Annotated in this window: 18 protein-coding genes; 8 read left to right on the forward strand and 10 right to left on the reverse strand. The window is 63.1% G+C overall.

What is annotated here, in order from left to right; all coding sequences use genetic code 11:
• Nucleotides 1-107 precede the first annotated feature (107 nt).
• Both WBK23_RS17855 and WBK23_RS17860 read right to left on the reverse strand, forming a co-directional pair.
• The gene (locus tag WBK23_RS17855) at nt 108-3,242 is read right to left on the reverse strand and encodes an efflux RND transporter permease subunit (RefSeq protein WP_424485277.1); all 3,135 of its coding nucleotides are present in this window, start codon (nt 3,240-3,242) and stop codon (nt 108-110) included.
• 13 nt (nt 3,243-3,255) lie between these two features.
• Nucleotides 3,256-4,395 carry an efflux RND transporter periplasmic adaptor subunit gene (locus tag WBK23_RS17860; protein ID WP_424485278.1) on the reverse strand — a complete coding sequence of 380 codons (1,140 nt, stop codon included), beginning with the start codon at nt 4,393-4,395 and terminating at the stop codon, nt 3,256-3,258.
• 148 nt (nt 4,396-4,543) lie between these two features.
• Between WBK23_RS17860 and WBK23_RS17865 the strand changes: the two genes are divergently transcribed.
• On the forward strand, nt 4,544-5,188 hold the full coding sequence (locus WBK23_RS17865; protein WP_424485279.1) for a TetR family transcriptional regulator: 645 nt from the start codon (nt 4,544-4,546) through the stop codon (nt 5,186-5,188).
• Here the strand turns inward: WBK23_RS17865 and WBK23_RS17870 are convergent.
• Nucleotides 5,175-5,387, reverse strand: a complete 213-nt coding sequence (locus WBK23_RS17870) for a heavy-metal-associated domain-containing protein (RefSeq protein ID WP_160016058.1) — start codon at nt 5,385-5,387, stop codon at nt 5,175-5,177. The two genes, WBK23_RS17865 and WBK23_RS17870, sit on opposite strands and share 14 nt — an antisense overlap.
• Nucleotides 5,388-5,536: 149 nt before the next feature.
• Here WBK23_RS17870 and WBK23_RS17875 point away from each other — a divergent pair, with 149 nt between their 5' ends.
• Together WBK23_RS17875 and cueR are read left to right on the forward strand one after the other, a co-directional pair.
• The gene (locus WBK23_RS17875; RefSeq protein ID WP_424485280.1) at nt 5,537-7,924 is read left to right on the forward strand and encodes a heavy metal translocating P-type ATPase; all 2,388 of its coding nucleotides are present in this window, start codon (nt 5,537-5,539) and stop codon (nt 7,922-7,924) included.
• Between the two features lie 22 nt (nt 7,925-7,946).
• Nucleotides 7,947-8,345 carry a Cu(I)-responsive transcriptional regulator gene (gene cueR / locus WBK23_RS17880; protein ID WP_424485281.1) on the forward strand — a complete coding sequence of 133 codons (399 nt, stop codon included), beginning with the start codon at nt 7,947-7,949 and terminating at the stop codon, nt 8,343-8,345.
• A gap of 104 nt (nt 8,346-8,449) precedes the next feature.
• On the opposite strand, the gene WBK23_RS17885 is transcribed toward cueR, so the two are convergent.
• Nucleotides 8,450-9,037 (reverse strand): HAD family hydrolase, encoded by a 588-nt coding sequence (locus tag WBK23_RS17885; protein ID WP_424485282.1) that lies wholly within the window; start codon nt 9,035-9,037, stop codon nt 8,450-8,452.
• A 16-nt stretch (nt 9,038-9,053) separates the two neighbouring features.
• Nucleotides 9,054-9,923: an acyl-CoA thioesterase II gene (gene tesB, locus WBK23_RS17890; RefSeq protein WP_424485283.1), complete on the reverse strand. Its 870-nt coding sequence runs from the start codon at nt 9,921-9,923 to the stop codon at nt 9,054-9,056.
• Between the two features lie 269 nt (nt 9,924-10,192).
• Here tesB and ampC point away from each other — a divergent pair, with 269 nt between their 5' ends.
• Nucleotides 10,193-11,386: a class C beta-lactamase gene (ampC, locus tag WBK23_RS17895; RefSeq protein WP_424485284.1), complete on the forward strand. Its 1,194-nt coding sequence runs from the start codon at nt 10,193-10,195 to the stop codon at nt 11,384-11,386.
• Nucleotides 11,387-11,399: 13 nt separating this feature from the next.
• Nucleotides 11,400-12,224, forward strand: a complete 825-nt coding sequence (locus tag WBK23_RS17900) for a class I SAM-dependent methyltransferase (protein WP_424485285.1) — start codon at nt 11,400-11,402, stop codon at nt 12,222-12,224.
• A 91-nt stretch (nt 12,225-12,315) separates the two neighbouring features.
• Here WBK23_RS17900 and WBK23_RS17905 read toward each other — a convergent pair whose 3' ends face one another.
• A complete protein-coding gene (locus WBK23_RS17905) occupies nt 12,316-13,449 on the reverse strand; it encodes an aminotransferase class V-fold PLP-dependent enzyme (RefSeq protein WP_424485286.1) in 1,134 nt (377 codons plus the stop codon).
• A 118-nt stretch (nt 13,450-13,567) separates the two neighbouring features.
• Between WBK23_RS17905 and WBK23_RS17910 the strand changes: the two genes are divergently transcribed.
• The 3 genes from WBK23_RS17910 to WBK23_RS17920 all read left to right on the forward strand — a co-directional run bounded on the left by WBK23_RS17910 (nt 13,568) and on the right by WBK23_RS17920 (nt 16,363).
• Entirely contained in the window at nt 13,568-14,812 is a 1,245-nt protein-coding gene (locus tag WBK23_RS17910; protein WP_424485287.1) for a TIGR03862 family flavoprotein, read from the forward strand.
• An 84-nt stretch (nt 14,813-14,896) separates the two neighbouring features.
• On the forward strand, nt 14,897-15,898 hold the full coding sequence (locus WBK23_RS17915; RefSeq protein WP_424485288.1) for a response regulator: 1,002 nt from the start codon (nt 14,897-14,899) through the stop codon (nt 15,896-15,898).
• Nucleotides 15,899-15,901: 3 nt separating this feature from the next.
• Complete coding sequence (locus WBK23_RS17920; RefSeq protein ID WP_424485289.1) at nt 15,902-16,363, forward strand: PAS domain-containing protein; 462 nt, start codon at nt 15,902-15,904, stop codon at nt 16,361-16,363.
• 2 nt (nt 16,364-16,365) lie between these two features.
• On the opposite strand, the gene WBK23_RS17925 is transcribed toward WBK23_RS17920, so the two are convergent.
• The 4 genes from WBK23_RS17925 to WBK23_RS17940 form a co-directional block, all read right to left on the reverse strand.
• The gene (locus WBK23_RS17925; RefSeq protein ID WP_424485290.1) at nt 16,366-17,706 is read right to left on the reverse strand and encodes a DEAD/DEAH box helicase; all 1,341 of its coding nucleotides are present in this window, start codon (nt 17,704-17,706) and stop codon (nt 16,366-16,368) included.
• Between the two features lie 141 nt (nt 17,707-17,847).
• A complete protein-coding gene (gene zapE, locus WBK23_RS17930) occupies nt 17,848-18,942 on the reverse strand; it encodes a cell division protein ZapE (RefSeq protein WP_424485291.1) in 1,095 nt (364 codons plus the stop codon).
• Nucleotides 18,943-19,058: 116 nt separating this feature from the next.
• Nucleotides 19,059-20,405 (reverse strand): tryptophan--tRNA ligase, encoded by a 1,347-nt coding sequence (locus WBK23_RS17935; protein WP_424485292.1) that lies wholly within the window; start codon nt 20,403-20,405, stop codon nt 19,059-19,061.
• A gap of 29 nt (nt 20,406-20,434) precedes the next feature.
• A complete protein-coding gene (locus WBK23_RS17940) occupies nt 20,435-21,064 on the reverse strand; it encodes an alpha/beta hydrolase (protein WP_424485293.1) in 630 nt (209 codons plus the stop codon).
• Nucleotides 21,065-21,115: the final 51 nt, after the last annotated feature.

The raw sequence follows: 21,115 nt of genomic DNA on the forward strand, positions 1-21,115 counted from the left end.
TGACAACACCCCGCCGGCCAAAGACCGTGGGGTGTCGTCACCACCCGGAACCGGTCCGGGACTTTCAGTTCTCGCCAAAGCGCAGCAGCTGGCTGCTGCGCTCGGTGTTAAGCCTCTGGAGCTTTATCGACCTTCTTGCGCCCGCCACTCAGTTTGGCCGCGGCCGACTCCACCAGCATGTAGAACATCGGGATAACGAAAATCGCCAGGAAGGTCGCCGCCAGCATCCCGCCGATCACCCCGGTACCGATCGAGTGACGGCTGGCAGAGCCGGCACCGCTGCTGATCGCCAAGGGGATCACGCCGAGAATAAAGGCCAGCGAGGTCATCACGATCGGGCGGAAACGCAGGCGTGCAGCCTCCAGCGCCGACTCGAAGATGCCCATGCCCTGGTGCCTGCACATGACGGCGAACTCGACGATAAGGATGGCGTTCTTCGCCGCCAGACCGATCAGGGTGACCAGGCCGACCTGGAAGTACAGGTCGTTCTCGATGCCGCGCAGCCACACCGCGAGAATCGCGCCGAACACCGCAAACGGCACCGCGGTAACCACCGCCAACGGCAGGGTCCAGCGCTCGTACTGCGCGGCGAGAATCAGGAACACCATGATCAGGCCAAAGATAAAGGCGCTGCTGCCCGAACCCTGGGTCGCCAGTTCCTGATAGGCCGAGCCGGTCCAGCCGATGCTGTATTCATTGCCCAGCACTTCATTGGCCACGTCCTGAACGGCACTCAACGCCTGCCCCGAGCTGTAACCCGGTGCCGGGCCGCCGAGAATCTTCGCCGCCGGGTAGACGTTGAAGCGTGCGTAAGTGTCCGGGCCGAGAATCCGCTCGACCTTGACCAGGCTGGCCAACGACACCAGCTCACCACTGGCGGCGCGCACATAGATCTGCGACAGATCTTCGGGCTTGCGGCGGAAATCCGCTTCGGCCTGCAGGCTGACCTGGAAGGTACGGCCATACAGGCTGAAGTCGTTGACGTAGTAGCTGCCGAAGGTCGACTGCATGGCGGTGAAGACATCATTCACCGGCACGCCCAGGGCCCGCGCCTTGGTGCGATCGAGGTCAATAAAATACTGCGGCACGTTGGCGCTGAAGGTGCTCTGCACCCCAGCCAGCTCAGGGCGCTTGGCCGCTGCGGCGAGGAAGGCCTGCACCTTGACCGCCAGTTGCGCGGTGGTACCACCGCTGCGGTCCTGGATATAGCCTTCGAAGCCACCCGTGGTGCTCATGCCGGTAATCGCCGGCGGGTTGAAGCTCATCACCATGCCGTCCTTCTGCGCCGCGCCCATGCCCATGAATTCACGGGTCAGGTTGCGCGCATCCAGCTCGGGCGTGGTGCGCTCGCTCCAGTCTTTCAGCGGCACGAAGGACACCCCGGAACTGCTACGGGTGCCGGAGGAGAGAATGTCGTAACCGGCAAAGGTCACTACGTCTTTTACCGCCGGGTGCGCCATCAGCTGCTGGGTCACGTCACCGGTAAGCTTCTCGGTACGGGTTAGCGACGCGGCCGGCGGCAGGAAGTAGGCATTAATCACATAGCCCTGGTCTTCACTGGGCACCAGCGAGCTGGGCACCCGGTTGAACAGCACCACCATCAGCGCAATCATCGCGCCGAACAGCAGCAGGCCGACCGCCGAACGTTTGAGGAAGAAGCGCACGCCGGCGGTGTAACCGTGGGTCAGCTTGTCGAAGACCCGGTTGAAGGCGCGGAATGGCGCGGCCGGTTGGTGATGCCCAGGCTTGAGCAGCAAGGCACACAGTGCCGGGCTCAGGGTCAGGGCGACGATGCCGGAAATCACCACCGACACGGCAATGGTGATGGCGAACTGTTTATACATCTCCCCGGCCAGGCCGCCGAGGAAGCCCACCGGCACGAATACCGCGCAGAGCACCAGAACGATGGCGACGATCGGCCCGGTCACTTCTTCCATGGCCTTGATGGTTGCTTCACGCGGGCCGATCTTGTCTTCGGCCATCACCCGCTCGACGTTCTCGATCACCACAATCGCGTCATCCACCACGATACCGATGGCCAGCACCATGCCGAACAGGGTCAGCAGGTTGATCGAGAAACCGAGCATATACATGCCGGCAAATGTGCCGACCAGCGAGACCGGAATCGCCAGCACCGGAATCAGCGTGGCGCGCCAGTTCTGCAGGAAGATAAACACCACCAGCACCACCAGCACCAAGGCCTCGAAGAAGGTGTGAATCACCTCCTCGATCGACACCCTGACGAAGGTGGTGGTGTCGTATGGCACCTTGTAGGTCATGCCGCTGGGGAAGTTCTTCGACAGCCGTTCCAGGGTCTTGCTGACCGCGTCGGCGGTGTCCAGGGCATTCGCACCCGGCTGCAGGTACACACCGAAGGCGGCGTTCTGCTGACCGTTGAGCGAGGTCATCAGCGAGTAATCCTGAGCCCCCAGTTCGATCCGCGCGACATCCTTGAGCAGCAGGCTGGCGCCGGTGTCATCGGTACGCAGAATGACGTTTTCGAATTCTTTCGGGTCGGTGAAGCGGCCCTGGGTGGTCACCGTGTAGGTGAAGTCCTGCTCTTGCTCAAGCGGCTGCTGACCGAAGCTGCCGGCGGCGAATTGCGAGTTTTGCTCACGAATCGAATTGACCACATCGGTCGGCGTCAGGTTGTACTGCGCCAGCTTGTCCGGGCGCAGCCAGATGCGCATGGAATAGTCTTTCGAGCCGAACTGGCTGACGTCACCCACACCCGGCAGACGTTTGAGCTCATCGATCACGTTGATCAGCGCGTAGTTGCTGATAAACACCGGGTCCTTCGAACCGTCCGGCGAATACAGGGTGACCACCTGAAGAATGTCCGAGGACTTCTTCTGCACCTTGACGCCCTGGCGACGCACTTCTTCCGGCAGCTTGGCCAGCGCAGCCTGCACCCGGTTGTTGACGTCGATGGTGGCCTGATCGGGGTCGCGACCCACCTCGAAATACACCGACAGGCTCATGGCGTTTCCGCCGGAGTTGGACTGCTGGTAGATCATCCCCTCAACGCCGTTGATCGACTGTTCCAGCGGCGCGGCCACGGTTTCAGCGATCACCTGGGCACTGGCCCCACCATAGGTGGCGGTGACCGAGACTTGCGGCGGGAGAATCTGCGGGTATTGGGCGATAGGCAAGCTGCGCATGGCCATCAGGCCCGCCAGCACGATAACGATGGAGATGACCGCGGAAAATACCGGGCGGTCGATAAAGAAGCGTGAGATCACCGGGCGACGCTCCTTAGGATTGGCTGGCGGCTGGGGCGGCCACTTTTACCGGGGTATCAGGGCGTACCTTAGGCAACCCCTCGACAATCACTCGGTCACCGGCACTGATGCCGGACACGATGACCCAACGGCCTTTGGCGGTGTGCCCGGTGGTGACCTGACGCATACGCGCCACACCACCGTCATCCACCACATACACAAAGGTGCCGCCTGGGCCCTGGGCAATCGCCCGCTCCGGCAGGGTCATGGCGTTGGGCATGCTCAGGCCCTTGACGTGCACGCGCACGAACTGGCCGGGCAGCAGCGTCTGATCAGGGTTAGGCACCACGGCGCGAGCGCTGACGGTACCGGTGCCGCGATCAACCAGGCTGTCGGTAAAGTCGACCTTGCCTTCCAGTGGGTAGACGCTGCCGTCACCGAGTTTGATCTGCACACTCATCTTGCCATCTTCCGGGCGTACCAGACTGCCGTTCTGCAGACCGCTGCGGACACTCTCGACGTCGGAGTCGGGGGCCGCGAAGTTGACGTAGATCGGATCAAGCTGGGTGATGTTGCTCAGCAGGCTGGCATTCGGATCGCCGGCCACCATCAGGCTGCCTTCGGAAACGGTTTCCTTGCTGGTAATCCCGGAAATCGGCGCTTTCACCGTGGTGTAGTCAAGGTCGATCTGCTTGGACTGCACTTCGGCCTGGGCGGCCTGGATATTCGCCTTGCTCTGCTCGAAGTTGGACACTGCGTTGTCCAGTTCGCTCTCGCTGGCGAAGCCCTTCTTCTGCAACTCGCGGATACGCTTGAGGTCACGCTCGGTCTGCCGATAGCGCGCCTGCTCCTGCGCCAGCGCACCTTTGGCACGGCTCAGGGCGGCCTGATAGGTGCGCGGGTCGATGCGGAACATCACCTGACCCTGCTTGACCTGGCTACCTTCGAGGTAGGTGCGTTCCTGCAGGATGCCACTGACCTGGGCACGCACCTGCACCTCACGAAAGCCTGCGGTACGCGCCGAATATTCGAACTCAAGCGGCAACGCCTCAACCTTGACGGTTTCGACCACCACTTCAGGGGGCGGCGGAGCGTCGGCGGCCTGCAGCGGAGAAGCCAGCACAGCCAGTAGCAAGGAACCGGCTGCAGCCGGGAAATGACGGGAAAAAAACATGAGTGTCTCCGTGACAACGCAGGGCGCAACATTTGAGACTGGCAATGCTAGTTACATACACTACTGTCTGTAAATAGAATATAAGCCCTAACTTCATTACACTTTGTGCGCTAGAGCCCTGAGCCTAGCCAGAAAACAGTACTCCGCCATGCGCCGAACCAAAGAGCAAGCCGAAAAAACCCGCTGCGCGATCCTTGAGGCCGCCGAAACGCTGTTCCTGGAAAAAGGCGTGGCGCACACCAGCCTGGAGCATATCGCCCGGCATGCCGGGGTGACGCGTGGCGCGGTGTATTGGCACTTTGCCAACAAGGCCGACCTGTTCAACGCCATGCTTAATCAGGTGCGTCTGCCGCCAGAACAGCTGGCCGAACGTATGCGCGGCTGCCCCAAGCACGACCCGCTGCAGAGCCTGCGCGAACTGTGTATCGAGGCCATCGAGAACCTCGCTCGTGAGCCGCAGAAGAAGCGCATCTTCACCATCCTGCTGCGCCGCTGTGAATTCACCGAAGAACTGCGCGAGGCCGAAGAGCGCCAAGAGGCCTTTATCAACCTGTTTATCCAACTCTGCGAACAGCAGTTCAACACGCCGTCAGTCCGCCTGCGCCTGCATGCCGGCCTGACGCCGCGCCTGGCCGCGCGCACCGTGCATGCGCTGCTGATCGGCCTGTTCTACGACTGGTCGCGCGACCCCAACCTGTTCGACCCGCTGAGCGACACGGCACCGATGGTCGATGCCTGCTTTCGTGGGCTGATCCGCGACTGGCCAAACGCCGTAGTCGCTACGCCAGGCTAACGCCATAGCCCTGCTCGACGATCGCCACCATCAGCTGATCGACCGGCACACTGCTGCTCACGCGCACTTCGCCACCGGGAAACTTCACTTTCACATCAGCCGCCGGGTCACAGGCCAACAGCGCCTCGGTGATGGTCTTGACGCAACCCTGGCAGGTCATGCCATCGACCCGGAATGCGTGAACCTGAGAAACCTGCATAAACAACCTCCTGAATAAATAAGCCGCCATGGTAAACGGATAGCTGCAGTGTTGGGCCTGTCATAAGGGCAAGGTCAAGTGATAAAAGCCCTTGACCCTGCCAGCATGGCAAGGTTGATCCTGTGCTGGAACTCAATGGAGGACCGCCCATGTCCAGCCTTATTACTTTCGACCTGCCGATCAGCGGCATGACCTGCGCCAGTTGCGCCGGCCGGGTCGAGCGCGCTCTGGCCAAGGTGGCCGATGTCGCCAGTGTCAGCATCAACCTGGCCAGCGAACAGGCACGGGTCGAAGCACCTGCCGACAGCCTGGAACAACTGGTCAATGCCGTCAGCGCGGCCGGCTATCAGGTGCCCAGCGAACGCCTGGAGCTGAGCCTCGAGGGCATGACCTGCGCCAGCTGCGCGGGGCGTATCGAACGGGCTCTGGCGCAACAACCGGGCGTGCTCTCGGTCAGCGTCAACCTGGCCAGCGAGCGCGCGCAGTTGCAGATCGTCGGTGACCTCGATACGCAATCCTTGCTGCGCGCCGTCAGCCAGGCCGGTTACCGCGCCAGTTTGCTGAACGATGCAACCCCGGCCCAGCCGGCAGCCGAGCAGCACCTGCAACGGGAACGCTGGGCGCTGTTGTTGGCCATGGTGCTGACCGTACCGCTGGTCATCCCGATGCTCGTCGAACCCTTCGGCCTGCACTGGATGCTGCCGGCCTGGGCACAGCTCGCCCTGGCCACGCCGGTGCAATTTATCTTCGGCGCGCGCTTCTACCGCGCGGCCTGGAGCGCCCTGCGCGCCCGTGCGGGGAATATGGATCAGCTGGTGGCCATCGGCACCAGCGCCGCCTATGGCCTGAGCCTGTATCAATGGGCGGTAAGCCCGGCTGGCGGCATGCCGCATCTGTATTTCGAAGCCTCGGCGGTGATCATCACGCTGATCCTGCTCGGCAAATACCTGGAAAGCCGCGCCAAACGTCAGACCAGCAGCGCCATCCGCGCCCTGCAGGCGCTGCGCCCGGAACGCGCCCTGCGCCTGCGTGAGGGCGTCGAGCAATGGGTGGCGCTGGGTGAGCTGCAACTGGGCGACGCCATCGTGGTCAAGCCCGGCGAACGCTTCCCAGTCGATGGCCTGGTTCGCGAAGGCCAGAGCCATGCCGACGAAGCGCTGATCAGCGGCGAAAGCCTGCCGCAGCCCAAGCAGCCTGGCGACAACGTCACTGCCGGAGCAATCAACGGCGAAGGCCGCTTGCTGGTGGAAACCACCGCCCTCGGTGCGGAAACCGTGTTGTCACGCATCATTCGCCTGGTCGAAGATGCCCAGACGGCCAAGGCGCCGATCCAGAAGCTGGTGGACAAGGTCAGCCAAGTCTTCGTGCCCAGCGTGCTGCTGATCGCCCTGGCCACCCTGCTCGGCTGGCTGCTGCTTGGCGCAGGCATCGAAACCGCGCTGCTGAATGCCGTGGCGGTGCTGGTGATCGCCTGCCCCTGCGCCCTCGGCCTGGCTACGCCCACCGCGATCATGGCCGGCACCGGCGTGGCGGCGCGCTACGGCATCCTGATCAAGGACGCCGAAGCCCTGGAAGTTGCCCATTCGGTAACCCTGGTGGCCTTCGACAAGACCGGCACCCTGACCTCGGGCGCGCCGCGCATAGCCCACCTGCGTTCGGTCGATGGCGACACAACCCAGCTGCTGCAACTGGCCGGTGCCCTGCAGCGCGGCAGCGAACATCCGCTGGCCAAGGCGGTGCTGGACCCGTGCACAGAGCAGCACCTGACACTCGCCGAAGTCAGCAACAGCAAGGCACTGGCCGGGCGTGGTATCGCTGGGCAGATCGGCGAGCGGCAACTGGCCCTGGGCAACAAGCGCCTGCTGGAAGAACACTTCCTACACCACGCCGAACTAGCCGCCGACGCCCTGGCCTGGGAGGCCGAAGGCCGTACCCTGTCCTGGCTGCTGGAGTTGGCACCGCAACCGCAGGTGCTCGGTCTGTTCGCCTTTGGCGACACACTTAAACCCGGCACCGTTGATGCCATCGCCACGCTGACCGCCCAAGGCATTGCCAGCCACCTGATCAGCGGCGACAACCCCGGCAGCGTCAAGGCCGTGGCCGAGCCCCTTGGCATCACGGCCGCGCACGCCGAAGTGCTGCCGGCGGACAAGGCGGCGATCATCAGCGAGCTGAAGAAAAACGCGGTGGTGGCCATGGTCGGCGACGGCATCAACGATGCGCCAGCGCTGGCGGCCGCCGATGTCGGCATCGCCATGGGCAGCGGCACCGATGTGGCCATGCACGCCGCCGGCATCACCCTGATGCGCGGCGACCCACGCCTGGTGGCCGACGCCCTGGATATCAGCCGACGCACCTACGACAAGATCCGCCAGAACCTGTTCTGGGCCCTCGCCTATAACCTGGTCGGCATTCCGCTGGCGGCCGCCGGCCTGCTCAACCCGATGCTCGCGGGCGCGGCCATGGCGCTTTCCAGCGTCAGCGTGGTGAGCAATGCGCTGCTGCTGAAAACCTGGAAACCCAAGGACCACGAATAAGCCGCAGGGCAGGAGAAAAACCATGAATATCGGCCAAGCCGCCAAGAAAACCGGCCTTAGCGCCAAGATGATTCGCTACTACGAAAGCATCGACCTGCTGCCTGAAGCCGGCCGCACCGACAGCGGCTACCGCCAGTACAGCGCGCAGGACCTGCATCGCCTGGCGTTTATCAAGCGCTCGCGCGATCTCGGCTTTTCCCTGGCAGAAGTCAGCCAGCTGCTGGCTCTGTGGCAGGACCGGCAACGCGCCAGTGCCGACGTCAAAGCCCTGGCCGCAACGCATATCGCCGAGCTGGAACGCAAGATCAGCGAGCTCAGCGGTCTGCGCGACACCCTCAAGGACTTGATGGACAACTGCCAGGGCAACGACCGCCCGGACTGCCCGATCCTCAAGGATCTGGAGTCCGGCTGCTGTCATTGATAAACGCCGCGAGCATCTGGAAAACGCGGAAACCGTAGGGTGGATGACGCTCTTTTCATCCACCAGGGCGACGAATTTGGTGGATGGGTGAAGCGTCATCCACCCTACAGCGCCTGCTGCAACGCCCGGCAATCCACAGCGAAATGATCGGCCAACTCCGGCCAGGGGTTTTCCGCCAGGTTGACCAGCACGCTGCGCGCGCCAGCGGCGCGAGCGCACTCCAGGTCAAAGCGGTAATCACCGACCATCACCAGCTCGCTCGGCGCTACTTGCCAGGCCTGGGCGAAATGCAGCAAACCGCCAGGGTCGGGCTTGGGCGGCGCTTCGTCACGGCCGATCACGTCCGGTACGGCAAAGCAGTCGTCCAGACCGATGGCGCGCAGGGTCAGCAGCGCCAGTTCATGAGCATTGCGGGTGAGGATGCCGAGACGACAGCCACGCCCGTGCAACTCGCGCACCAATTCAATCGCCCCAGGGGCCGGCTCGGCGGTCAGCGCCAGTTCGCGCTCATGCTCCAGCAACCAGGCATGCTTGGCCGCCGCCACCGCCTCGGGCAACGCAGCCAGATGGCCGAGAATGTCGTGTTCTAGCGGAATATCCAGCGCCCGCTTGATCGCCTCGAAGTCGTGCACCGCCAGGGTCAAGGTGCCGTCCATATCGAACACCCAGTGCTTCGCACTGCGAAGACTCACGTCCAATCCTCACGGCTCATTTCCAATCCTCACGGATTCGGGTCAGGCCTTCCTGCGCCACCGAGGCCACCAACTGGCCCTGGCGGTTGAAGATACTGCCGCGCGAGAAGCCCCGGGCATTGCCGGCCCAGGGGCTGTCCATGCTGTACAGCAGCCAGTCGTCCATGCGCAGGTTGCCGTGGAACCACAGCGAGTGGTCGAGGCTGGCGACCTGCATAAACTTCTGCCAGACGGAAACCCCGTGCGGCAGCATCGAGGTAGTCAGCAGGTTGAAATCACTGGCGTAGGCCAGCAGCAGCTTGTGCAGTTGTGGTTCATCCGGCAGCTCGCCAGCGGCGCGAAACCACACATGCTTGGCCGGTTCGCTGGGTTTCGGCGCGAAGGGGTTGCCCACCGTGACCGGGCGAATCTCGATCGGTTTGTCACTGATCGCGCGCTCACGCATACGCTCGGGAATCATTGCCTCGACCATGCGCGCCAGCTCGGTTTCCGATTTCAGCTCCTCCGGGCCGGGTACTTGCGGCATCGGATTCTGGTGGTGGAAGCCCTCTTCATCGAACTGGAACGAGGCGCTACAGGTAAAGATCGGCTTGCCCTTCTGGATCGCCGTCACCCGCCGCGTGCTGAAACTGCCGCCATCACGCACCCGGTCGACCTGATAGACCACCGGCAGCGTGGCATCGCCGGGGCGCAGGAAGTAACCGTGCATGGAGTGCACATGGCGCGCCGCCTCCACCGTCTGGCTGGCCGCCGACACACACTGGCCGAGCACCTGGCCGCCAAACAGCTGGCGAAAGCCGAGGTCCTGGCTGACCCCGCGAAACAGGTTTTCCTCGATGGTTTCCAGGGTCAGCAGGGCGACCAACTCGTTCAACACCTGACTCATGCATGCTCTCCTGTTAACGCATCTGGCTGGGGGCGAGATGGTAAAGACTTTGCCAAGGCTTGTCGGCCCGACTGAAAGATGGATGTGGACAATAATGGCAGCATTATGGCCAATCGGCAGTCGGGCCGAGCCCACGCAAGCCGCTGGCCAGACGCCATGGAATCAGCCAGCACAGCGCCGTCAGGGTTGGCCAGGCGCACGAGCCGGGATAAAAACGGCACACCGCGCTGTCACAGAGCGCATCACCGCACTTACAGGACAACGCCTCCATGCCCACCAAGACCATCGGCCGCCCCGCCCTGCTGGCTGCCCTCGCATTCGCCGCAGGCACCTGCGGTGCCGCAGAAAGCACGGCGCAAACCTTGCAAACACGAGTCGACAGTACGATTCGCCCATTGATGGCGGAGTACGGAATTGCCGGCATGGCCGTGGCGATCAGCCACAACGGCCAGGCCCAGTATTTCAACTATGGCGTCGCGCGCCTGGACGACCAGCAGGCGGTAACCAGCGAGACCCTGTTCGAAATCGGCTCGGTCAGCAAAACCTTCACCGCCACCCTCGCCGCCCTGGCCCAGGCAAGGGGCAAACTGAGCCTCGCAGACAGTGCCGGCCAGTATTGGCCCGAGCTGCGCGGCAGCGCGCTGGAACACACCAGCCTGCTCGACCTCGGCACCTACACCGGCGGCGGGCTGCCGCTGCAGTTCCCCGACAGCGTGAGCGACCCGGCCAGCATGCTCGCCTATTACCGCCAGTGGCAGCCCGACTACAGCGCCGGCAGCCACAGGCGCTATTCCAACCCCAGCATCGGTCTGCTCGGCCTACTCGCCGCCAAGAGTCTGGGCCAACCATTCCCCACAGTGATGGAAGGCACGCTGTTCCCCGCCCTCGGCCTGCCGCACAGCTATATCCAGGTACCGGCCGCGCAGATGCCGCGCTATGCCTACGGCTACAGCAAGGACAATCAGCCGCTGAGGGTCACCCCGGGGATGCTCGATGCCGAAGCCTACGGGGTGAAAACCAACGCCAGGGACATGCTGCGCTTTATCCAGGCCAACCTGAATCCGAGCGGCCTCAGCCCCGAGCTGCAGCGCGCCATCGCCACCACACAGACCGGCTTTTACCGCGTCGGCGAGATGACCCAGGGCCTTGGCTGGGAACGCTACCCCTACCCGCTCAGCCTGCAGCGCCTGCAGGCCGGCAACACGCCGGCCATGGCCCTGGAAGCGCAACCCGCAACCCGCCTCGCGCCTGCCGAATTCAAGCCGGGCGACAGCCTGTTCAATAAAACCGGCTCGACCGGCGGTTTCGGGGCCTACGCGGTGTTTATCCCCAGCCAGCAGCTGGGCCTGGTCATACTGGCCAACAAAAACTACCCCAACGCCGCCAGAATCGAGGCCGCCTACGCCATACTCTCGGCGCTGGACCCGCATTTAGCCGACACGCGACAACCGCCGCAGAACTGACAGGAATACCGTCATGGATGATTCTTTTGCCCTGAACAAAGCCAACTGGAACGAGCGCGCCGCCTTGCACGCGGCCTCACCCGACTACCAAACCCAGCTGTTTATTGCCTCGCCCGCGCATTTATCCGAGGTGGTGCGTTTTGACCTGCCCCGCCTCGGCGCTATCAGCGGCCTGCGCGCGGTGCACCTGCAGTGCCACATCGGCACCGACACCCTGTCGCTGGCCCGCCAGGGCGCGCAGATGACTGGCCTGGATTTTTCCTCCGCCTCACTGCACCAGGCCCGCCAGCTGGCGAACGCCTGCGGCACCCGCATCGAATTCGTCGAAGCCTCGGTATACGACGCCGCCAAGGTGCTCGCAACACAGTCGTTCGATCTGGTTTATACGGGCATTGGCGCGCTGAACTGGTTGCCGCATATCGATGACTGGGCGCGCAATGTCGCCGCCCTGCTCAAACCCGGCGGACGGCTGTTTCTGCGCGAGATGCATCCCGTACTGATGACGCTCGACCAGGACTGCCAGGATGCCCTGCAGATGGTCCACTCCTACTTTGAACACAGCGAGCCGCAGGTCTGGAATGACGAGTACAGCTATGTGGCAAGCGACAGCAAGCTGACCGCCACCACCACCCACGAATGGAACCACGGCCTGGGCGAAATCATCACGGCGCTGCTGCGCCACGGCATGCGCCTGACTGCACTGGAAGAACACACCAGCCTGCCCTGGGAAGCCCTGCCGGGCCAGATGAGCCTCGGTGAAGATGGCGAATGGCGGCTGAACAACCAGCCAGAAAGACTGCCGCTGAGCTATACGCTGCAGGCGGTAAAGGTCGAGTAAAACCGTAGGATGGCGTTGAGCGCAGCGATACCCATCGAAGGTATCGCTGCAACCCCATGAGTGGTGATGGGTATCGCGATGCTCAAATCGGTTAGCCCGCCAACACCTTATCCAGCGCCTGCTCCAGCGTCGCGACGGTGCGCTCGATATTGTTGAGCTTTTCCAGGCCGAACAGGCCGATGCGGAAGGTCTGGAAATCCGCCGGTTCATCGCATTGCAGCGGTACCCCGGCGGCGATCTGCAGGCCTTGCACAGCGAACTTCTTGCCGGTTTTGATCTCGCCATCGTCGGTGTAGCAGACCACCACGCCAGGGGCTTCGAAGCCCGGCGCAGCTACGCTCTTGAAGCCCTTGGCAGCCAGTAACGCACGCACCCGCTGGCCCAGCTCCTGCTGCTGCCCGCGCACCTTGGCGAAGCCGTAGTGCTCGGTCTCCACCATCACATCGCGGAAACGCGCCAATGCGTCGCTGGGCATGGTGGCGTGATAGGCGTGACCGCCCTGCTCGTAGGCCTGCATGATCTGCAGCCATTTTTTCAGGTCGCAGGCAAAGCTGCTGCTTTGAGTGGCTTCGACGCGGGCCTGGGCGGCTTCGCTGAGCATGACCAGAGCGCAGCACGGTGAGGCGCTCCAGCCTTTTTGCGGGGCGCTGATCAGCACGTCGACGCCACAGGCCTGCATATCCACCCAGAGCGTGCCGGAGGCGATGCAGTCGAGCACAAACAGGCCGCCGACCGCATGCACTGCGTCGGCTACGGCGCGCAGGTAAGCATCCGGCAGGATCATCCCCGAGGAGGTTTCCACATGCGGGGCAAAGACCACCTGCGGCTTTTCGGCGGCGATGATCGCCAGCACATCGGCCAGCCGCGGCGGCGCGAACGCCGCCTGGCTGCCCTCGGCTACGGGGCGGGCCTTGAGCACTATCGACTCAGAGGGGATCTGGCCCATCTCGAAAATCTGCGTCCAGCGGTAGCTGAACCAGCCGTTGCGCAGCACCAGGCACTTCTGCCCAGTGGCCAGCTGACGCGCCACCGCTTCCATGCCGTAGGTGCCGCTACCCGGCACGATGGCCACAGCATGAGCGTTGTAGACCTGCTTCAGGGTGCTGGAGATATCCTTCATCACACCCTGGAACGACTGCGACATATGGTTGAGAGAACGGTCGGTGTAGACCACCGAGTATTCGATCAGGCCATCGGGGTCGATGCTGGGATAGAGGTCTGACATATGCGGCTCCAGGGGCAAACAAGGCTGATCCGTGACCCTGCCCGAAGCCTTGGCAAATAACAAGGTCGCGGCGGCCTCGGTTAGAATGCACGCCCGTTTAGCGCACCCAGATCTCATCATGACCACAGCCACCCAACAGCCAGCCCCTCGCGTTGCCATTATCGGCGGCGGCCCCGCCGGGTTGATGGCGGCCGAGGTACTGGCCCAGGGCGGCGTGCAGGTCGAGCTATATGACGGCATGCCCTCGGTGGGGCGCAAGTTCCTCCTGGCCGGGGTCGGCGGTATGAATATCACCCATTCAGAGGCCAAACCGGCCTTTGTTGCGCGCTATGGCCAGCGCCAAACGGAAGTGGCCGAACTGCTGCAGCATTTCGATGCCGACGCCCTGCGCACCTGGATTCACAACCTGGGCATCGACACCTTTGTCGGCACTTCGGGGCGGGTATTCCCCAGCGACATGAAGGCCGCACCGCTGCTGCGCGCCTGGCTGAAACGTCTGCGCGAACTGGGCGTGCAGATCCACACCCGCCATCGCTGGCTGGGTTGGGCTGACGACGGAGCGCTGCGGATTGCCTCGCCCGCCAGTGAACACTTGATCAATGCCGACGCCACCCTGCTGGCCCTGGGCGGTGGTAGCTGGGCGCGGCTGGGCTCGGACGGTGCTTGGGTCGAACTACTGCAAAGCCGCGGCGTACAGATCGCGCCCTTGCAGGCGAGCAACTGCGGTTTCGATGTCAGCGCCTGGAGCGCATTTCTGCGTGAAAAATTCGCCGGCGCGCCGCTAAAAAACGTCAGCCTTAACCTGCCCGGTGCAGCGCCACGGCTGGGCGAGTTTGTGCTGACGGCCAGCGGTATCGAAGGCAGCCTGGTCTACGCCCTGTCGGCGGATATTCGCGAAACGATCAACCAGCATGGCAGCGCTACCGTCTACCTCGACCTGCTGCCGCAGACGCCTCAGAGCAAGCTGCAGACGGCCCTGAGCAAGCCGCGCGGCTCGCAGTCGATGGCCAAACACCTGCATCGCCAGGCGGGGCTCGACGGCGTCAAAGCCGCCCTGTTGCGCGAACTGGCCAGCGCTGCTGCCTTCAATGATCCCGCGTTGCTGGCTAATGCGATCAAGTCCCTGCCGATAACACTGATTCGCCCGCGGCCACTGGATGAAGCCATCAGCACGGCCGGCGGGGTGCCCTTCGAGCAGCTGGATGACAACCTGATGCTCAAGGCGCTGCCTGGCACCTTCTGCGCCGGGGAAATGCTCGACTGGGAAGCACCCACCGGCGGCTACCTGCTGACCGCTTGCTTTGCCAGCGGCCGCCGCGCCGCTCAGGGCATGCTCGAATGGCTCAAGTGCCGCGTTGAATAAGCACCCGCGCAATCTCAAGCGACTATGCTTGAGAGAAACCGCCCCAGAGCGGTGCTCTTCCACGCGCACAGGTGCTCTCCAGCCGTGATTCCTCTAGTGGTCTGTGACGACTCGAACATGGCGCGCAAGCAGTTGATCCGCGCCCTGCCGCCTGAATGGCCGGTGACCATCAGCCAGGCCAGCAACGGCCAGGAAGCGCTGGCTGCGCTGCGCCAGGGGCTGGGTCAGGTGATGCTGCTGGACCTGACCATGCCGGTCATGGATGGTTATGAAACCCTCGCCGCGCTGCGCGCCGAAGGCCTCGCCTGCAAGGTGGTGGTGGTGTCCGGCGACGTGCAGGAAGAAGCCCTGCGCCGGGTCAAGACGCTCGGCGCGCTGGCCTTTATCAAGAAGCCCGCCGACCCTGAAACGCTGCGCAGCACGCTGCTCGAACTCGGCCTGTTCGATCCCAAGGCCACGCCCGGTGCTATCGCCCAGGCGGCGGTACTCGATGAGCTGAAAGTGAATTTCCGCGATGCCCTGCGCGAAATCAGCAACGTCGCCATGGGTCGCGCCGCCGCGCTGCTGGCCAAGGTGCTCGGGGTATTTGTGCAGCTACCGCTGCCGCAGGTGAATATCTTCGAGGTCAGCGAACTGCATATGACCCTCACCGATGCCATGCGTGGTGAGCGCCTGAGCGCGGTGTGCCAGGGCTTTATCGGCGACGGTATCGCTGGCGAGGCGCTGCTGCTGTTCCACGATTCGGAAGTCGCCGATATGGCGCGCCTGCTCAACTGGCAGCCCAAGGACGACAGCGAGACCTCGGAGATGCTCCTCGACCTGGCCAGCATCATTACCGGAGCCTGCCTGGCCGGTATCGCTGAACAGATCGATGTGCGCTTCTCCCAGGGTCATCCCATGCTGCTCGGTCAGCACGCCTCGATCGAGCGCTTGATCCACCTCAATCAGCGGCGCTGGAAGAAGACTCTGGCGGTGGAGATCAGCTACAGCCTGGAGGCGCACAATATCCACTTCGACCTGCTGCTGTTGTTCACCGAAGACTCGATCAAGCGCCTGACCAACAAACTCAACTACCTGATGAGTTAAGCCATGTCCGCCCAGATAGATATCCAAGAAGTGCACTGGCTGCTCGATATCGTGCAGTGCATCGACGTCGGCGTGATCGTCCTCGACCGTCAGTACCAGGTGGAGGTGTGGAACAGCTTTATGGAAAACCACTCCGGCATGGGCCCGGATGAGGTGCATGGCAAAACGCTGTTCAGCCTGTTTGCGGAAATCAACGAGGCCTGGTTTAAGCGTAAGGCGGATACCGTGGTGCAGCTGGGCACCCGCGCGTTCAGCCTGTGGGAGCAACACCCCTACCTGATGCATTTCAAGAACTACCAGCCGATCACCGGCCAGGAAGACTTTATGTACCAGAACGTCACCCTGCTGCCGCTGGCCGGGGCCAAGGGTGAGGTCGAGCATATCTGCGTGGTGATCTACGACATGACTGCCGCCGCCACCCACAAGAAGCAGCTGGAAGCGGCGCAGGCAGTCACCCGCAGCTGAGGTTACTTAACAAACTTTCCGGGTTTGCCCGGTTTGCCGCCAAAGCTCGGCACCTTGCGCACCGCCTTGACTGCTGGGGCGGCCGGCTCATCGGCCTCCATCCAGCGCCCCAGACTGCCGCTTTTACCACTGCCAACCACTTTCGGCTTCTTGGCCTTCTTCGGCTTTTTCACTACTTGGCCGCCTGGCAAGGTCTGCGGCACCCGGTGATCGGGGATAAAGTCCGGCTCATCGACGCGTTGCAGCACTTGCTGGGTCAGGGTTTCGATGGCCGAGAGCAGCTGCACTTCGTCGGCGCAAACCAACGACACCGCCTGCCCCGTAGAGCCGGCGCGACCGGTGCGGCCGATGCGGTGCACATAGTCTTCTGCAACGATCGGCAGGTCGAAGTTGACCACCAGCGGCATATCGTCGATATCCAAACCACGGGCCGCCACATCGGTGGCCACCAGCACCTTGACCTCGCCATCCTTGAACCGCTGCAACGCCCGCTGCCGGGTAGCCTGCGGCTTGTCGCCGTGGATCGCGTCAGCGCTGATGCCGTGGCGCTGCAGCTCAGCTTCCAGCTCATCGACACCCTTGCGGGTTTTCACGAACACCAGCGCCTGGCTCCAGCGCTTGCTCTGGTAGAGGTGCAGGAACAGCTCGCCCTTGCGCTTTTTATCGACCGGAATCAGCCACTGCTTGACCGATTTGGCCGCCGCGTTGCGCGGGCTGACCTCGATGGACAGCGGATCATTGAGCATCTCGCCGGCCATGCTGCGGATGGCTTCGGAGAAGGTCGCGGAAAACAGCAGGGTCTGGCGCTTTTTCGGCAGCGCGCGGAACACATCCTCCAGCTCGCTGGCAAAGCCCAGGTCAAGCATGCGGTCGGCTTCGTCCAACACCAGGGTTTGCACCTGATTGAACTTGACCGCTTTCTGCCGGTAAAGATCGAGCAAACGACCTGGCGTTGCCACCAGTACATCCACGCCCTTGCGCAGCTTCATCATTTGCGGATTGATACTGACCCCGCCATACGCCGCAAAACTGCGCAGCGGCAGGTGCTGACCGTAGGTGATAAAGCTCTGCAACACCTGCTCGGCCAGCTCGCGAGTCGGCACCAGCACCAGCGCGCGCACCGAATTACTCGCCACCTCTGGGCCTTCCATCATCAACCGTTGCAGCACCGGCAGAGCAAAGCCTGCGGTCTTGCCGGTGCCCGTCTGCGCCGCGGCCATCAGGTCGCGGCCCTGCAGGATCGGCACAATGGCCTGCGCCTGCACGGCTGTGGGGGTTTTGTAGTCGAGGCTGTCGAGGGTGCGCAGCAGAGGCTCGATCAGGCCGAGGGAGGCAAAGGTCATAGGGTTACCGCAAAAGGCAGGAAGACAATGGCGCACAGTTTATCCTGCCAGAGCGTAGACGGCCCGGTTGTCTTCGGCGGATATACAGGCGGTGAAACCAGCAGGCTGTCCACGGACTGGGGCAGCCGCTGGTAAGCGCGGTTACGGCTTGTGCGCGCGCGACAGGAACTCGTGGGACTGCATTTCCAGCAGGCGACTGAGGGTGCGCTGGAACTCGAAGGTCAGGCGACCGCCGGTATACAGGTCCTTGAGTTCTACTTCGGCGGAGATGATCAGCTTGACGTTGCGGTCGTAGAACTCATCCACCAGGTTGATAAAGCGCCGCGCCATGTCGTCCTTGGCGGTGCTCATCTGCTCGACGTTGGACAGGATCACCGCATGGAAGATCTTGCCCAGCTCGATGTAGTCGTTCTGGCTACGCGGGCCATCGCACAGTTCGCGGAAGTCGAACCAGGCCACGTCGTCGCCTTCCTTGCGCGCCATGATCGCGCGGTTCTCGATCATCAGCGGCTTGTTCTCTTCCACCACGCAGTGCTCGGGCAGCAGGCTGCGGAAGCTTTTTTCCAGGCTGACTTCGGCCTCGGCATCCAGCGGCCAGTGGAACAGCTCGGCCTGCTCCAGGGCGCGCAAGCGGTAGTCGACGCCACTGTCGACGTTGACCACATCGGTGTGCTGCTTGACCAGGGCGATCGCCGGTAGGAAGCGTGTGCGCTGCAGGCCGTCCTTGTACAGGCCGTCCGGGACGATGTTGGAGGTCGCCACCAGGGTCACGCCGTTCTTGAACAGCTCCTCCAGCAGGCTCGCGAGGATCATCGCGTCGGTGATATCGGACACGAAGAACTCGTCGAAGCAGATCACCCGTGCCTCGTCGGCGAAACGCTTGCCGATAATGGTCAGCGGGTTCTTCTCGCCCTTGAGGGTGCGCATTTCCTCATGCACACGCTTCATAAAGCGGTGGAAGTGGGTGCGGACTTTCTGCTCGAACGGCAGCGCCTCGAAGAAAGTGTCGACCAGGTAGGTCTTGCCGCGACCGACGCCGCCCCAGAAGTACAGGCCCTTGACCGGCCCCTGACGCTTCTTGGCAAACAATCCGCCAAACAGACCCGGCTTGTTCTTGGAGTCCGCCACCAGCTCGTCGTACAGGCGCTGCAGATGACGCACCGCAGTTTCCTGGGCGGCATCATGGAAGAAATCGGGGCGTTTAAGGTCGGCCTGGTAGCGCTCTAAAGGGGTCATAAATTCGTTAGCCGGGCAAGTAAAACGGGGGCGTGACTTTAGCGCCGCCCCCGTTGATTGGCAATCGGCCAGCACGGCGGGCGGGCGGAAATCCGATTAATGCACCGCCCCAGTCTTTACTCCGCAGGTGCTAGAGCCTCACGCAGGCGCTGGATCGCCGCCTGACAGGTGCTGCTGTCGGCGAATGCCGGGCTTTGTGCCACACACTCATCGTCCAGCCAGACGCCAAAACCACCGTCCTGCTCGCGTACATCCAGGGCGTCGCCAGATTGCAGACGTTTGTTGACCATGCCCGCAGCCTTGCCATCGGCAAAGGATTTGGACAGCAGCAATTGCTCGCCGGCGGCATCCAGCAGACGGAAGCGGAAGCTGCCGTCGTCGTCACGGAAGCTGACAAAACGCGCGCTCTTGCCGGCTTTCTTCTTCTCACCGGCCGTGTTGACGGCCTGGCTACGGAAGGAGCGCAGGCCCACGGCCTCACGCAATTCACCGAGGAACGGCGTGGCGGTCTTGCGCGCCTTGGCGGCACCGGCCAGGAGGATATCTTCCAGGTCGGCGGGCTTTTCGATCAGCGCGTGATAACGCTCGCGCGCCTCGCCCAGCTCGGCCTCCAGCAGGTTGCACAGCGCCTGCTTGGCCTCGCCCCAGGCCATACCACCCTCCAGCGCAGCGCGGAAGTCCGCCTGCTGGGTCGGTGCGGCAAAGGCTTGATACAGGGTAAACAGGTGTGAGCTGTCCGGGTCTTTTGGCTCACCCGGCAGCTTGGAATCGGTGACGATTCGCGCAACAGCGTCCTTGAGCTGCTTGGCGCTGCCGAACAACGGGATGGTGTTGTCGTAGCTCTTGCTCATCTTGCGACCGTCAAGGCCTGGCAGAGTCGCCACGTCTTCCTCAATCACCGCCTCGGGCAGGGTGAACAGCTCCTTGCCATTGCCGAACAGGTGGTTAAAACGCTGAGCGATGTCGCGAGCCATTTCCACGTGCTGGATCTGGTCGCGACCGACCGGCACCTTGTGTGCGTTGAACATCAGGATGTCCGCGGCCATCAGCACCGGGTAGCTGAACAGACCCATAGTGATACCGGCATCCGGGTCTTCACCCTGCTCGACGTTCTTGTCCACCGAGGCCTTGTAGGCATGGGCGCGGTTGAGCAGGCCCTTGCCGGCGACGCAGGTAAGCAGCCAGCACAGCTCGGGAATTTCGGGGATATCCGACTGGCGGTAAAAGATCGCCCGGTTCACATCCAGACCACAGGCCAGCCAGGTGGCGGCGATTTCCAGGCGCGAACGCTGGATACGCAGCGGTTCGTCGCACTTGATCAGCGCGTGGTAGTCGGCGAGGAAGTAGAACGAATCCGCATCGGCCGCGCGGCTGGCAACGATGGCCGGACGGATGGCACCTGCGTAGTTGCCCAGGTGCGGCGTGCCGGTGGTGGTGATGCCGGTAAGGATACGAGTGGTCATGGCGTTCGCTTATTAAGGCTGCAATCGATTCAAAGACGCGGCAGTAGAAGATCCTTGAGATCAGTCAGCTTGCCGTGAAAAAAGTGGCCGCATTCTGCCACTTTCAGCAGCTCATGGGCACGCCCCAGGCCGGCCGACCAGGCATAAACCGCCTGCGGGTCGATCACCTCATCGGCCTCGGGCTGGATCAGGGTCAACGGGCAGTGCTGGGCGGGCGGATTTTCCGCGTTCAGGCGCTGCACCGCCGGGGCCAGCATAAACAAGTGCGTCAGCTCTATGCCCTGGCTTTCCAGGCGACCGCCAAGGCTGGCGGCGACAAAGCCGCCAAAGGAGAAGCCGAACAAGGTCAACGGCAACCGCGGGTAGTTCGCGCGCAGCCAATGCGCCACGGCCTCGGCATCGTCAATCTCGCCGCTGCCCATATCATGCTCACCGGCGCTGGTACCCACGCCGCGGTAGTTGAACCGCAGCGTGGCAAGGCCGGCATCGCGGGCGGTGCGCTGTACGGTGGAGACGACTTTATTGAGCATGGTGCCGCCCTGCACCGGATTGGGATGGCAGATCAACGCCACGCCACGGGCCTCGGGGGTATCCAGCCACAGGGCTTCCAGCTGGCCGCAGGGGCCATCGATCATCATGGGGGTTTCGCGGGTGAGCAACAGGGAACTCCGTGACCTCGCAGTGGGTCGACTCGTCTAGCTGACAGCCTG

It is taken from the genome of Pseudomonas sp. (assembly GCF_049653025.1).
Lineage (GTDB): Bacteria > Pseudomonadota > Gammaproteobacteria > Pseudomonadales > Pseudomonadaceae > Aquipseudomonas.